The following is a 14,150-nucleotide window of genomic DNA, read 5'->3' on the forward strand; positions in this document are numbered from 1 at the left end:
TTTATGGAATTAACGGGTTACTCTTTAGGGCTCGTCGAGGCAAGCTGGATGACTATTCAGCTTGCATTCGTAAGCCTATTGGTTGGATTAGTTTTAGCGGTAATGTTTGCTGGCGGTGAAATGTCTCGTCGCATTGCAATCAAATGGCCGACAACCGCGTTCGTGACAATCGTACGTGGTCTACCAGAAATCTTGGTAGTTTTGTTTATCTACTTTGGTTCAACGCAAGTGCTCTTCATGATCACTGGTGATTTTATTGAAGTTAGCCCGTTCTTATCTGGTGTTGTTGCGTTGTCACTTATCTTCGCTTCTTACGCTTCACAAACCATTCGTGGTGCTTTGAAAGCGGTAAGTAAAGGGCAGAGAGAAGCGGCGAGTGCATTGGGTATTCCACAATCGCACGCATTCTTCAGAATTGTTTTGCCACAAGCAGTAAGACACGCACTACCAGGCTTAACGAACCAGTGGTTGGTTCTATTAAAAGACACCGCATTGGTTTCGCTGATTGGCGTCACCGATCTACTGAAGCAAGCGCAGTTAACATCAGCAGCAACGCACGAAGCATTTACATGGTACGCAACGGCGGCAGCTATCTACCTAATCATCACATTGATCACGCAAAGAGCAGTAAAAGTGATTGATGGTAAGTTCTCTATTCAAGGTTTGGGTAACAAAGGGGCAATGGCATGAATCAACAATACCTCTCTCAAATGCTTGAAGGTTTAGCGACCAGTCTTCAACTCACCGGCGCGTCACTGCTTGTTGGTTGTATCTTGTCGCTACTGATGACGGTAACACTGATCCTAAGATTACCAGCGATTCACTGGGTAACACGCGGCATCATCACCTTGTTCACTGGTACACCATTATTGGTTCAGATCTTCTTGGTGTATTACGGCCCAGGTCAGTTCGATTGGATCCGTGAAAGCTTCATGTGGACATGGCTCAGCCAACCTTGGTTCTGCGCAATGCTAGCATTGGCTTTGAACACGGCGGCATATAGCACGCTACTGTTCAGAGGTGCATTCAACGCGATTCCTGCAGGGCAGTGGGAAGCATGTCGTGCATTAGGTATGGATAAAATCGCAACGCTTAAAGTGCTACTACCATATGCATTACGCCGCGCCGTTCCAGCGTATTCAAACGAAGTGATTCTAGTATTCAAAGGCACATCACTGGCAAGCACCATCACCATCATGGATTTGATGGGTTACGCTCAGCGTATCAACGGCCAAACCTACGACACACTAACTGTGTTCGGTATTGCTGGCGCATTCTACCTAGCAGTAAACGGCATTTTAACGCTGATCTTCCGCCAAGTAGAAAAGAAAGCCCTCGCATTCGAAGCGGCGTAAGCTAACCACTCAAAAGCTTAATTAACGTATAAAGCCTGCCATTTATGTTCGCATAGATGGCAGGCTTAATTATATGGTCCGCCTCACTCTCAAGCCCTTAAGCTTAGAGTAGGCTCTCAGAATGAGGTGAACCATATGTCTTCTATTCATATTTTAGGTATCGACCTAGGTAAACATTGCTTCCATGCTATCGCACATAACCGTTGTGGAGTGGAAGTGCTTCGTCGTAAATTTAATCGCAACCAACTTTTAATCTTTCTTAGTAAAATAGAACCAACAACTATTGCTTTCGAAGCCTGTGGCGGTGCTCATTGGCTTGCTCGAAAGTGTGGTGAACTTGGTCATCAACCCCGACTTATTCCTCCTCAGTATGTTAAGCCTTATGTCAAAGGCAATAAAAACGATTTCATTGATGCATCAGCGATCGCAGAGGCTGCGGGTCGACCGACTATGAGGTTTGTAGCTGTAAAAAGTGAAGAGGCTCAAGTCATCGCAGCGATTCATCGAGTCAGAGATAGTTATATCAAGGAGAGAACTGCCACTATGTCGCGGATCGGGGCGATCTTACTTGAGTTCGGCCTTAGCTTTCCCAAAGGACATGCAAAGATGAAGTCTCTGTTTCAATGGTTAGCAGAACAAACAGTCTCATTACCAAAAAGCTTGCTATGTGAATTGATATCTATCCACGAACATTACAAGTACCTTAATGAACAAATCAAAACTCAAGATAACAAGCTTCAAACTATTGTTAATAACAATGAAAGTGCTCAATTATTAAAAACTATCCCTGGAATTGGCGATCTTACCTCCACATTGTGTATTGCCGATGTAAGCTCTCCGAGTAACTTTACCAATGGCCGTGAGATGGCGGCTTGGTTGGGGCTTGTGCCAAGGCAATTTTCAACAGGAGGAAAGACCAAGCTACTTGGTATGAGTAAACGAGGGAATAAACACCTCAGAACTCTGTTTGTCCATGGGGCAAGGGCTGTACTCTCTAGACTAGAGACGACAGGGAAAGTGTTTGGAGAGTGGCTTGTGAACCTACGAGCCACCAAACCATTTAATGTAGTGGTAGTCGCATTAGCCAACAAGCTAGTGAGGATAGCTTGGGCGGTGTTATACCACCGCCAAGCTTTTAAGGCTGTTTAGCTATAACCAAGTTTGCAACGCCAATGAACGTGATGACAAAAACGGTCAATCGGCCAGATTAAGAACCTGACACAAAAAATAGCAATCAATGCTTTAGGCTTTTTAAGGATAATCTGGCGCGGATATCATCGTGGAGCTGGGAAGCTAGTGCTCCCAACAAGGACTCCGAATACATTAGCGCAAACCAACTCCGTTATTACTTAATTGTAGTTGCAATAACGGGGCGGACCATACATTTTTGTGCTTCCAAAATGGCTAGAAGGGCTGTGGCACATACAGTGCGAGAGGGATTCCGTTAGATTCATACGATATGTAAATATTCTATATTTTGTTATTTAACGCACTTATCTATGTTTTAAGTCACTGAAATAATGAAATTAATTGTGCTAAGGTGCCATGCATATGAAACTAGATGGAATCATTCTGTATTTAAATGAAGAATTTTTCTGTCTAATAGCTGTTATGTGCTTGCAATTATTTGATAAATTAGGAGAAACAATGGACTGGAAATCAGCTCGCGTTCATGACAATGGTACTGTTGAGGTGCCTAAACGTTGGTTGCACTTGCATTACTATGAAGCGCTGAACATACTTTTTAGATTTGAAAACTCTTTGAGAGTATTCGTTTATGTTGTGTTGAAAAATGAGCAACTCGATAAATGGTCTCAATCTAGCTTCGAGATTGCAGGTGAGCAAAAATCAATTAAAGGTTTAGCTGCAAAACGTATCAAGCAGGCTGACAATTTTGGTTACTTGGGTGTTGAAGTTAAGTCGCCACTAATGCACCTTACCAGCGGTGAGTTGTCTGAATTGATAACTTCCGACGCATATTGGAATAAGTTCAAACGATACTTCAAAGGAAGTAAGGAAATTATCAAGAACAAACTTTTAGAAATTGGCACAGTCCGAAATTCGCTTGCCCATTTTCGTCCAGTAAAACCTGAGGACTTAGAGTTAATCAAACAAAATTCTCGACATACTTTAATGGCGGTAGAAAGTTGCTTAACAAACTTATATATGCAACATGTTCGAGTTCCAACTAATACCCAAAGTGAATGGTACAAAGAGCTAACAACCGTAGGTAATGAGTTCGTCAATATTATCCCTTACTTTAGCGATAATGAAGAATGGGTTAAAGTTCAGTTAGTTTTCGATGCTCCTGTTTTAAATAAGCAGCAGTATGGTACTGACTTTTTTAGCTACACGGTCGGTAAGGTGAAACCAGCAAATATACTCGCTAGCAATACTGAACTGACAAAATATACGATTTATGCGAATGAAGTAGTTTTACAGCCTACCTTTGTTGATGGAACTACAGATGTAAAGGTTCTAAAACACATAAATCTCGTGTTCAGTAAAAAGCAACTTGAGTCTTCTACTGAAGGTGTCGTTTCTGCCATTAAAAAAACGTGCCTTAAAATCCACGAAGAATGCCAATTAATTACTCAAGATAATTTGGCTCGCGGTGAGTTAGTCGAGTCTGTGTTTGTTACTGCGTGGTATAAACGTGAAGATGAGTCAGGGAAGTGGGTACACAACTATGACAACTTACGTCAAAACTATGAACCAGAGCATCCAGATGAATATTGGGGTGGTCAAATGGGCTCTGCAAATGATGTAGTCGCGGGTAGCACATCATACCCTTGGATGCAGTCTGATATTTCGTTATACGAACCACCATTTTAATACGCACATAACAAAGCCTTTGAGCCTGATTCGTAAACGCGTGCCGATTCCGCTTCGCTTCATTTTGGCACACGTTTACTCACAGCTTAAGGCGGCGTTAGGCATCCGAATTGTCTGTAAAATTTGAAATATATTATTGGAGGATAAGATTATATGACACTGCGTAATGTTAAAGGTAGTGTGACCCTCATGTTTGCTACAGCTTTAGTTACTGCTATTGCTGTCATCGGTTGGCTAAATACAGCTGAACAAACTAAAGAGAATCACTTTGAACAGAAAATTATAAAACTATCTGTTGGACATTTGGTTGATTTAGATTGTGACACATCAACTCTTACAGAAGCTGGTTATGATCTGTCTCAATTCGCTGATGTTAGGTCAGCAGCACTAAACCGTTGTCGGGAAGAGGTAGGTAAAAAGGACTTAGAAATTACATTTGGCGCCCTAAAAAATGTTTATTTACCTTCCAGCTTAGCTGCATTGGATATGATAATTTCTGAAGCTCAAAAATCTACTGGAAATCCTCAACATAGTTGTATTGAACATGTCGTCACTTTAACGAAAATGTGTCCTGATTTACTTCTATACAGGTTTAGCGAGCTAGAAAGTGCATTGAACGAGATTGATTCTTACGATAACCAATAAAATAAGATGCCTAACAAAGCATTTCAGAGTGATTCGCAACGCTCGGCATTTTCAGTTTGATCAGCTTTAGTGTTTACGGCACTGTGGTTTGGGTCAGGTGGTAGGCGTTGCTCACCACTTAACGCGGCTATGCCTTCGAGGGAATTATGAATATGATCGAATTACAATCAATATTTAAAATAGAAGATCCGACTCAGTACAAATTTCATTGTGCTCGATGGAATGGAGAGTGCCAGCCTTTAGATGTATATGTTGAAGATAAAGATAGTTGGTTTCACTGGAATACATGGAGAAGCTCAAAAAATGAATTCACACGTAAATTCATTTTTTCATTAATTGATTTTTATCCTGAAAATAATATTTGGCTTTTTGGTGGGATTTATGAAGTACTTGAAAGACCAAGTATTCCTAATGCCCATAGTTATAAAATCCGTGAACTAACAGAGTATTCAAACTATGTTGGCAGGCTAAAAGTACACTTGCCTAAGCCATCGAGAGGTAGAGCTTTTTACCTTGAAAGGTACATAGATAAAATGGTTATCTCTGAATTGCTCAAAGAACCATACTCTGGAGAATACTTTCCTGGTTATGAGAACATCAATCACGATTTCGATACACTAATACCAATCTTTAAAAATCAAAAACCAGATTGGAAGTCGGCACTGTCAAATATCAAAGGCGTATATGTTATTTTTGATAAATCAAATGGAAAAAAATATGTAGGCTCAGCTTACGGTGAGCATGGTATATGGTCACGTTGGAGTTGTTACATAGGCACAGGGCATGGCTGGAACGATGCTTTAACAGAATTAATCTCAAAAAATGGTCTTGAATATGCCCGTGATAATTTCAAAATAACTTTGCTAGAGTATCGCCCAATGAAAACCGATGACAGTACAATCATAGAACGTGAAAACTATTGGAAAGAAGTACTATTGTCACGTGATGCGTTTGGGTACAACAAAAATTAGTACGGCTATAGTAAACACTTTATGATTGATTCCGTACGCTTGGCATTTTTCTTCCAATAGTTGAGCTCGAATTTTGCGACGGTAAGGTTAAGCTTTGTCGTCGCATTGCTCATACTTTAACGCGGCGTTAGTAGTCAGAAGTTAAAAGGATTTATAGATGGAATTAAAGTATCGTTCAGCTGAATTTGAAGATTTGGAAAGCCTTGTTGCTTTGCTTTCAAATGACTCACTTGGTAGTAAACGAGAAGATGCGTCTATTCCGTTGAATCGTGGCTATATTGAAGCGTTCGAAGCGATTGCCCGAGACCCAAACAACGAATTATTGGTTGTTGAACTGGAAGGCGCTCTGGTCGGGATGCTTCAACTAACCTTTATTCCGTATCTAACGCATATTGGTAGTTGGCGTTGTCTTATCGAAGGTGTTCGAATCCATAGTGACTATCGTGGACAAGGTTTTGGTGAGCAAATGTTCGCACATGCTATCGAACTGGCAAAAAACAAAGGCTGCACAATCGTTCAGTTAACAAGTGACAAGCAGCGCCCTGATGCCATCAGGTTCTATGAAAAACTTGGATTCAAAGCAACGCATGAAGGGTTCAAACTCGCGTTGTAGGCTGTCTGCTTACAATCTGATTCAGTGATTCATTTCAATCTTCTTCACCTTTAGCATGCTCTAATAGGCCAGTATGAACAAACAACTTGAATATTTAATCCATCAAGTTCCTGAGTTAGTTGAGACTGCTAAAGTGTGTCGAGAAGTAGGGTTGCCAAACTTCTATATTGCTGGTGGCGCTATTACTCAAGTCGTCTGGAATAGCATTGAAAATAAGCCACTTCTCGATCAGGTGAAGGATTTTGATATCGTTTATTTCGACAGTTCTCAGCTCAACGGTGAAGATGGGTTTAAAAGTCGCATTTGCTCGCAGTTAAGTCATAACGTAGATATCGATGTAAAAAATCAGGCAACTATCCATGAGCGTTATTCGACCAAGTTCGGATGTTCTATTCAGCCATATGAGTGTGTTGAGCAAGGTATTGAATCTTGGCTATCTGCTTTTGCTATTGGCTTCACCATAGAAGGGTTAGGTCACATCAGAATATTTGCACCTTACGGATTAGAAGACGCATTTAACATGTTGATCAAGCCAAATAAGCGAGCAATGACCGAACATAACTACAACAAGATGACAGCGAGTTACAAAGCGAGATGGCCGCAAGTGCGAGTGCTATCTTGGAACTGACAACCAATTCCCGGTGCACCTAAAGGGCAAGGGAATCGATAACTAAGCACTGTGTAGTGTACAAAGTGCTTAGTTATCGCTTAAATTGTTAGCTTGCGCCTTTTATAACGTTTGGAGCTTACCGGTTCATGAAAATCAGAGAAATGGATTTAGCTGATCTACCAGCCTTATACGACATTTATATCGATAAAGAAGTCGTGAACAACAATCGCTATTCAGCCGATATCAAACGGGAAGAGTTTGATGCGATGTTCAATGATAACCAACGCCATTTCGTTGCCATTACAAAAGATGGTGAACTTTTAGGGCATTTAGCGTTAAATCTTTCGACAAAACCACGATTAAAACACTCTGCTTCTTTTGGAGTTGCAGTAGCAAAAGCGTCTCGTGGAAAGGGCGTAGGTCGTTTTTTATTAGAACACTTGGTGTCTTATTGTGACAAAGAGTTGGATCTAGCACGCCTTGAATTGGAAGTTCATGCGAACAATGCTGCTGCGTTGTCGCTGTATAAGTCATTTGGCTTTGAGGTCGAGGGGACAAAACGCAAGGCAGTGCTGGTTGAAGGTGAATTAATAGACATCATTATCATGTCGAGGGTAGGTAATTAAGTCTTAGTTGAACTCTCGATATAAGACATAGGCTAATTACGCTGTTCAAATTCTGGGTAAACACGTCATGTTTTGCGTAATGCAGCAACCAACGTAAAACAACGTTACATGAGATTCACCCAAGACTGAGTTTTCTATCGAGTTATTGAGATATAAGTGCGTTTCAGATGCTCTATTTTTGGTAATTAACGTTCCCTATCGATTATCGAATTTTTCTTCAAGCTAACTACTAAGACAGGGAACTAAAATGAACAGATTAACATGGACTGCACTTGTGCCGCTTTTGCTATCAATGGCCATGGTGTTTAGCACTTATAGTTACGGAAGCCAGAGTGGGTTAGAAGCGTTTACTGTCTCTTTGGTGTTGTCTGCGCCTTTAATTTTTACGTTTTTGCTCGTCTTCTCATTTTGCCGAGATGGCGCTGCTGACAGGCATGCGTTACTTGGAACCATTGCCATTTGTATCCACCTATCTACGGTATTGTTACATGTTTGGTGGAATGGATTCATGTTCACCGATGTGACCAGAAACGACGGTTTAGGGCCAGCACAAGGGTACTCTGGCTTGATACTTTGGGTGGGTAGCATCAAGGCAATGATCATTGGCATCGCTGTTGGAGTCTGCGCACATTTTGTGACTCGAATGGTTAGAAGGCTCGCCTTCAGATAAGATTATCTAGCTTACCAACACCTCTAGCAAAAGGAGTTTGAAGTATGTTTTATAGCAAGGAGCTCAACAAAGGGTTGCTCTTGATCCTCATTGTGCTTAGCGTGTTTATCGTTTATACCTCTGATAGTAGTTACGGAGCCTTGTTTGCTCTGTCAATCAACGCCTTGATTGCTATTCTGTTTTTCTCCATGACCATTGAACTCAAAAGCAACATACTGACTTGGTATTTCGGCTTTGGGTTCTTACGCAAAACTGTGAAGGTATCTGATATTGTCGACACATCTTTTTACCAAACGAAGTGGTATCAAGGGATTGGTATCCGAATGTTGAGTGATGGATGGCTGTATAATGCATCAATTGGCTCGGCGTTGAAGTTAAGCTTAAGTGATGGCAAACAGCTTTATATCGGCTGTAAAAATACAGAAGACTTGAAGCGTGCCTTGAACAAGTTCGCCTAGCGAAACGAAATACACGCGTAGGTTTTTATTGGTAAGGTAAGTTGTGATTGAATTTAAAACGGTAGGTCTTTTTGTCGTTACGGCGATAGCGGAAATAGTAGGGTGTTATTTACCTTACCTTTGGCTAAGGGAAGATAAGAGTATTTGGTTACTGATCCCCGCAGCAATAAGCCTTGCCGCATTTGCTTGGTTACTCACATTGCATCCTACGGCGACGGGGCGAGTTTATGCGGCTTACGGCGGTGTGTATATTTCGGTGGCATTAGTTTGGTTGTGGCTAGTTGATGGTGAAAAACCGACAACGTGGGATATGGTTGGCGGCTCGATAGCACTGCTTGGTATGGCGATTATTATGTTCGCACCGAGAAACGTGTAACTAGACAATAGCAATTGGTAAGTACTGAATCGCGTATTCTTAAGGAAGAGTTAGGTCGCATGGAAAAAGTTGATTGGCACAAAAATCATATTGATGAGAATACGTTGATCACGGATAGCTACAAAACGACTCAGAATGTTCGTCGCTATTTCAAATCCCAATTTGGTGAGCAGTTTAAGTTCGATCGTGATTTCATGCTTTGGATGAAGAACTCAACAGGATTGACGATGGGTGATGCCGTGCAAGAGTGGGCGAAGCGCAACCAAATTAAGTAATAACGTTTTATAGGAATACTAAAATACCGCTGATGGACTCAGCGGTATTTTTTTGCTTATTGCTTAGGTGGGTAGCATATAGCTTTTCTAGTTAACAGAAGCGACTTCGACACTTTGTGTATCGCTTACGACTTTCCAGTCACCGCCCAGCGCTTTGTACACTGCGATGGTGGTATTGGCCGTTTGCAATTTAGCGGCCACTTGGCGGTCCTGCATCATTTTCTGTTGCCTTTGAGCATCTAATACCGACAAGTAATCCACTAGGCCTGCCTTGTACAATGATTTGGCTTTGCTGACCGCGTTATCGACGGCGAGGGTGGCTTCATCAATGCGCTTTTGGTTTTCTTGGCTACGACCATAAGCAAACAAGCTTGAATCGACTTCTGCAAAAGCACTGTCTACCGAATGTTGGTAGTTAAGTGCTGCTGAGCGAAATCTTGCCTCGTTCATATCTACCAAAGCTTCACCTCGGCCACCATCAAACACATTCCAACTGATGCCTACAGACGCAGCCCAACCAAATGAGTCGCTACTGAATAAGTCATCAAAACTTCCAGCCGTGACGCCGGGTGTACCTGTTAAGAAGAACTTTGGATAGCGATTGGCAATACTCGCACCAAGCTCTTCGTTAATCGCAGCCATTTCACGTTCGGCGATTCTGATGTCTGGACGTTGCTCCAACAAGTCAGACGGGATCCCTGTTGGGATAACATCTTTCATTCTTGGTAAGGTAAATTCGCCCGCTAAACGTTGATTGACGTTCGCTAGCGATTCACCCAACAACACCGCCATACGTTGCTTGTGAACTTGTTCGGCAATTTCTAACTGAGGAACAATCGACTCTGTGGCTGCAAGCATCGCTTTGGCTTGAGCGAGATCTAACTCAGAACCATAACCGCTGCGAACCACTTTGGTTACCAACTCCAGTGTGCGTTGTTGGTCTTGGATGTTTTCCATTGCAATTGCTTTGCGTTCTTGCGCGCCGCGGTATTGCAGGTAATTGTGAATCACGTCTGCGGTGATTAGTGTGTTCAAACCCGATTGGAATATCTCAGCTTGTTCTACTCGAATTGTTGCTGCGTTGGATTGTCTGTCGATACGTCCAAACAAGTCCATTTCCCACGCAATACTTGCGCCTAAAAAGCCACCATCGTGTTGTGCTTCAAGCAACGACATACCTGTGGCTGATTCAACCGCGTCTGACGCGCTAAATACAGGGCCGAGTAGGGAGTCATTCTCACTCAATTGATAGTTGTAGTAACCACCACCAACATTCACAGTCGGCACTTTGAAAGATTCAACGACACTCTTATATGAATTGGCCATGTTTATTCGTTCAGCTGCCAGTTTGAGCGGGATGTTCTGGTTTTGAACATCGGTCACCAATTGGTTAAGCGTTGGATCATTGAACTGCGTCCACCAATGGTTGTGTTGTTGGTTTGTCTCACTATGGCTTTCATTGTCTTGGCTATACAAGAAGGTTTCTGCCATCGTGGTTTGCGGCTCTTCGTAATCAGGACCAACCGCACAGCCCGTCAGTAACAAGGCTAGGGCAATAGGAGCCACTTTAAACTTAGGTAATAGATACATGTTTACTGCTCCTTATTGAGTAATGTTGGTTTGCTGGTTGTCAGTATTGCTAGGCGTTGCATCAAGCATGACCACCGCATCTTTAATGGCGTCAGACACACTTACCTTCTCTTCTCCTCGGTAGAAGAGTTTGTACAACGCAGGCATAACGAATAGAGACAACACGGTTGCAGCCGCCAAGCCACCGATAATCGTTGCGGCCATTTGGTCGAACAGGAGATCCGTAAGTAACGGGATCATGCCAAGTGCTGTGGTCAGTGCGCCCATTGAGATTGCCATAGTACGGTTTACCGTCGCTTCTTTGATGGCATCCGACAGTGTGCGACCGTCTTTACGTTCAAGTTCAATCTGGTCCATCAGCACAATGCCGTTTTTAATGATCATGCCAGTTAGCGTGACTGCGCCGATCAATGCCATAAAGCCGAACGGTTTATCCAATAACAACAAGCTGAACGTCGCACCTGTCGCCGCAAGCGGTAGCGTAGTGAGAATAATCACAGGTTGCTTAAAGCCGTTAAACATCGCGACCAGAATAATCACCATCAACAACATCGCTTTAGGCAGTTGTTTTAAGATGTCACTGACCGCTTTATGCTCGTCGTAGTATTCGCCGCCCCATTCAAGGCTGTAGCCCGGTGGAAGCGCGATGGCTTCAATGTCATCGATTACTGAGTTTCTAACGGCAGCAGGAGTGGTGTAACGGCCAACACCGGCTTGTGCGGTAATGGTTTTCACTCGGTCACGACGCCAAATCATGGTTTCTTCACTCGTCAGTTCGAAACCATCCACCACTTGCCCTAAAGGCACGCTGTGTAAGCCCAATAGTGAACGAACAGGCAATGTTTCTAGTGATTCTAGGTTACGATCTGTGCCTCGAAGTTGAATGGTAATCAGCTCATCGTTGAGGTTCATTCGACCCAATGGCATGCCTTCGGAAGCGCGCTTCATAGCGAATGCGATGTCTGCTCGGTTGATACCAGCCTGACGAATCTTGTCTTGGTTGATGATTGGCTCAAGCACTTTGCTTTTTTGTCGCCAATCGTCACGCACGTATTTGGTATCAGGGTGCGCTCTTAAGATGGCTTTCGCTTGGTTCGACAGATAGTGCAGCACGGCAACATCTGGGCCTGAAAAGCGAGCTTCGATACTGAATTTATCTGAGGTCGCTAGTTTTAAACCTCGGAATCGCGGATCAGCGTCGGGAAACTCTTTCGCTAGCCACTTGTCACCACGAGCAATCAGGGTGCTGAGTGATGGATAATCAACAGCGTTAATCAAGATCTGACCATAAGCAGGGTCGAACGGTTCAGGCTCAATGGTTACCGAGAAACGCGGTGCGCCAGCGCCCACATAGGTTGAAATATTAGTCACTTCTGGTTGTTCAAGTAGCCATGCTTCAATGCGTTCAATGTCTTGTGAGGTTTGCTCTATCTTCGCTCCATTCGGTAGCCAGTAATCAAGGAACAAGATAGGGCGATCCGCTTGCGGGATGAAGTTGATCGCTATGTTCGGAATTGCCAACGCGGTGACCAGAATAAGTGGGACGAGTGCAGTCAACGCTTTGATTGGATTATCGACCGTCCAGTTGACGCTTTTACGGTACAAGCTTACTTTGGTATCGGTTTTTTGTTTGGTTGGTTTGATGAACATCCAACACATAAGAGCAGTGAAGGTCATGGCTACAAACCAAGACAACAGTAGCGAAGATGCTATGATTAAAAACACTGAACTGGCAAATTCAGCGGCATCGGTCTTAGAGAAGATAACCGGACTTGCACCCATAATCGCAATCACTGTTGCGCCAAACAAGGGTGTCGCTGTCTCTTTCACAGAATCAATGGCTGCTGCAGTTCGGTCGATGCCTTTGTTGATCTTCACGATCATCATATCGGTAATCACAATTGCGTTATCAACTAACATGCCGAGCGCAAGGATAAACGTACCCAACGACACACGGTGCAAATCGATCGCCGCAATATTCATGTAAATTAGCGTGAGTAGAATCGTCAATAGCAGGCTTGAACCAACAATCGTTGCACTCTTTAAGCCCATGAAGATCGACAATACAACAAACACAATCGCGACACTTTCAAGCAGGTTGCTTACGAAGTTATCTATCGATTTCTGAACTTCTTCAGGCTGGTTTGCAACGGTTGCGACTTCAACACCGAAGGGCAGTGATGCTTGGAACTCGTCAACCACTCGATTGATGTCGTCACCCAAAGATACAACGTTTACGCCAGATACAGGGCTCATTGCAAGAGTGACGGCTGGTACGCCGTTGTAACGGTTTTCCGTCATCATTGGTTCTTGGTAACCCATGGTCACATCAGCAATGTCACCAAGTCGAATTAGACCTGTCCCTAAATCACTGACACCACCTTTGATCATCAGGTTGTTAATATCAGCGAGTGAAGTGAATTGGCTAGATTGCTGAACACGAATACGCTCGCTGCCTGCAGCAAATTTACCCGCATCAAACGTGGCGTTTTGTGTATTGAGTTGACTCCAAACCTGAGCCATCGACAAACCATACTGAGCTAAACGTTCGTCTGGAATATCGATATGTACGACGCGAGGTTGTACGCCATGCAGTTCTACTTTTTTAATGCCGTCGACGGTTTTAATGCGACGTTGTAACTCTTCTGCATAAGTGCGTAGTTCTGAAGGAGAAGCGTCTTCACCGTACACAGAGAAAAGCATGCCGTACACTTCAGAAAACTCGTCTTGCACAATGCTGATTTGTGCTGTGCTCGGTAGAAGCATTTTCATGTCTGATACTTTACGGCGCAGTAAATCCCAATCTTGTGGCAGTTCTTTTGAGTTCAAAGACTCTTTTAAATCGACAAACACCATCGACATGCCCGGACGAGACAAAGAGCGCAGGCGGTTTAAGTTCGCCATTTCTTGAAGCTTGGTTTCTACCGTATCTGTTACCTGTTGTTCCACTTCTTCGGCTGAGGCGCCGGGGTAGAGCGTAACAACAACGGCCGTTTTGACAGTGAAGCTAGGGTCTTCGAGCTTACCGAGGTCAAAATATGAGTACAGGCCAGCGATGACACTCAATACAGTGAAGAATAGGACGAAGGTTCGTTGCTTTATAGCAAAGTCAGCTAAGTTCATGGT

15 protein-coding genes are annotated in these 14,150 nt (G+C 43.3%); 13 read left to right on the top strand and 2 right to left on the bottom strand.

What is annotated here, in order from left to right:
- Positions 1 to 3: 3 nt before the first annotated feature.
- From artQ to OCV12_RS08125, 13 genes are all read left to right on the top strand, one after another.
- Entirely contained in the window at positions 4 to 690 is a 687-nt protein-coding gene (artQ, locus tag OCV12_RS08065) for an arginine ABC transporter permease ArtQ (protein WP_171731873.1), read from the top strand.
- Entirely contained in the window at positions 687 to 1,355 is a 669-nt protein-coding gene (artM, locus tag OCV12_RS08070) for an arginine ABC transporter permease ArtM (RefSeq protein ID WP_008217794.1), read from the top strand. Before artQ ends, artM begins: the two co-directional genes overlap by 4 nt.
- 135 nt (positions 1,356 to 1,490) lie before the next feature.
- The gene (locus tag OCV12_RS08075; protein WP_261885262.1) at positions 1,491 to 2,504 is read left to right on the top strand and encodes an IS110 family RNA-guided transposase; all 1,014 of its coding nucleotides are present in this window, start codon (positions 1,491 to 1,493) and stop codon (positions 2,502 to 2,504) included.
- 402 nt (positions 2,505 to 2,906) lie between these two features.
- Complete coding sequence (locus OCV12_RS08080; RefSeq protein ID WP_261885893.1) at positions 2,907 to 4,190, top strand: hypothetical protein; 1,284 nt, start codon at positions 2,907 to 2,909, stop codon at positions 4,188 to 4,190.
- A gap of 153 nt (positions 4,191 to 4,343) precedes the next feature.
- A complete protein-coding gene (locus tag OCV12_RS08085) occupies positions 4,344 to 4,835 on the top strand; it encodes a hypothetical protein (protein ID WP_239962607.1) in 492 nt (163 codons plus the stop codon).
- 152 nt (positions 4,836 to 4,987) lie between these two features.
- On the top strand, positions 4,988 to 5,806 hold the full coding sequence (locus OCV12_RS08090) for a GIY-YIG nuclease family protein (RefSeq protein WP_239962608.1): 819 nt from the start codon (positions 4,988 to 4,990) through the stop codon (positions 5,804 to 5,806).
- Positions 5,807 to 5,963: 157 nt separating this feature from the next.
- Positions 5,964 to 6,419 carry a GNAT family N-acetyltransferase gene (locus OCV12_RS08095; protein WP_239962610.1) on the top strand — a complete coding sequence of 152 codons (456 nt, stop codon included), beginning with the start codon at positions 5,964 to 5,966 and terminating at the stop codon, positions 6,417 to 6,419.
- A 73-nt stretch (positions 6,420 to 6,492) separates the two neighbouring features.
- Positions 6,493 to 7,047 carry a nucleotidyltransferase family protein gene (locus tag OCV12_RS08100; RefSeq protein WP_261885894.1) on the top strand — a complete coding sequence of 185 codons (555 nt, stop codon included), beginning with the start codon at positions 6,493 to 6,495 and terminating at the stop codon, positions 7,045 to 7,047.
- Positions 7,048 to 7,175: 128 nt separating this feature from the next.
- The gene (locus tag OCV12_RS08105; RefSeq protein ID WP_261885895.1) at positions 7,176 to 7,655 is read left to right on the top strand and encodes a GNAT family N-acetyltransferase; all 480 of its coding nucleotides are present in this window, start codon (positions 7,176 to 7,178) and stop codon (positions 7,653 to 7,655) included.
- Between the two features lie 247 nt (positions 7,656 to 7,902).
- Positions 7,903 to 8,325 carry a hypothetical protein gene (locus OCV12_RS08110; protein ID WP_261885896.1) on the top strand — a complete coding sequence of 141 codons (423 nt, stop codon included), beginning with the start codon at positions 7,903 to 7,905 and terminating at the stop codon, positions 8,323 to 8,325.
- 44 nt (positions 8,326 to 8,369) lie between these two features.
- On the top strand, positions 8,370 to 8,783 hold the full coding sequence (locus OCV12_RS08115) for a hypothetical protein (RefSeq protein WP_261885897.1): 414 nt from the start codon (positions 8,370 to 8,372) through the stop codon (positions 8,781 to 8,783).
- A gap of 43 nt (positions 8,784 to 8,826) precedes the next feature.
- Complete coding sequence (locus OCV12_RS08120) at positions 8,827 to 9,159, top strand: YnfA family protein (protein WP_132968395.1); 333 nt, start codon at positions 8,827 to 8,829, stop codon at positions 9,157 to 9,159.
- A 59-nt stretch (positions 9,160 to 9,218) separates the two neighbouring features.
- A complete protein-coding gene (locus OCV12_RS08125) occupies positions 9,219 to 9,434 on the top strand; it encodes a DUF6434 domain-containing protein (protein ID WP_261885898.1) in 216 nt (71 codons plus the stop codon).
- Between the two features lie 87 nt (positions 9,435 to 9,521).
- On the opposite strand, the gene OCV12_RS08130 is transcribed toward OCV12_RS08125, so the two are convergent.
- Positions 9,522 to 11,024: an efflux transporter outer membrane subunit gene (locus OCV12_RS08130; RefSeq protein WP_261885899.1), complete on the bottom strand. Its 1,503-nt coding sequence runs from the start codon at positions 11,022 to 11,024 to the stop codon at positions 9,522 to 9,524.
- A gap of 12 nt (positions 11,025 to 11,036) precedes the next feature.
- Positions 11,037 to 14,147 (bottom strand): efflux RND transporter permease subunit, encoded by a 3,111-nt coding sequence (locus tag OCV12_RS08135; protein ID WP_261885900.1) that lies wholly within the window; start codon positions 14,145 to 14,147, stop codon positions 11,037 to 11,039.
- Positions 14,148 to 14,150: the final 3 nt, after the last annotated feature.

Origin of the sequence: Vibrio pomeroyi (genome assembly GCF_024347595.1) — a bacterium.
Classification (GTDB): Bacteria; Pseudomonadota; Gammaproteobacteria; order Enterobacterales; family Vibrionaceae; genus Vibrio; species Vibrio pomeroyi.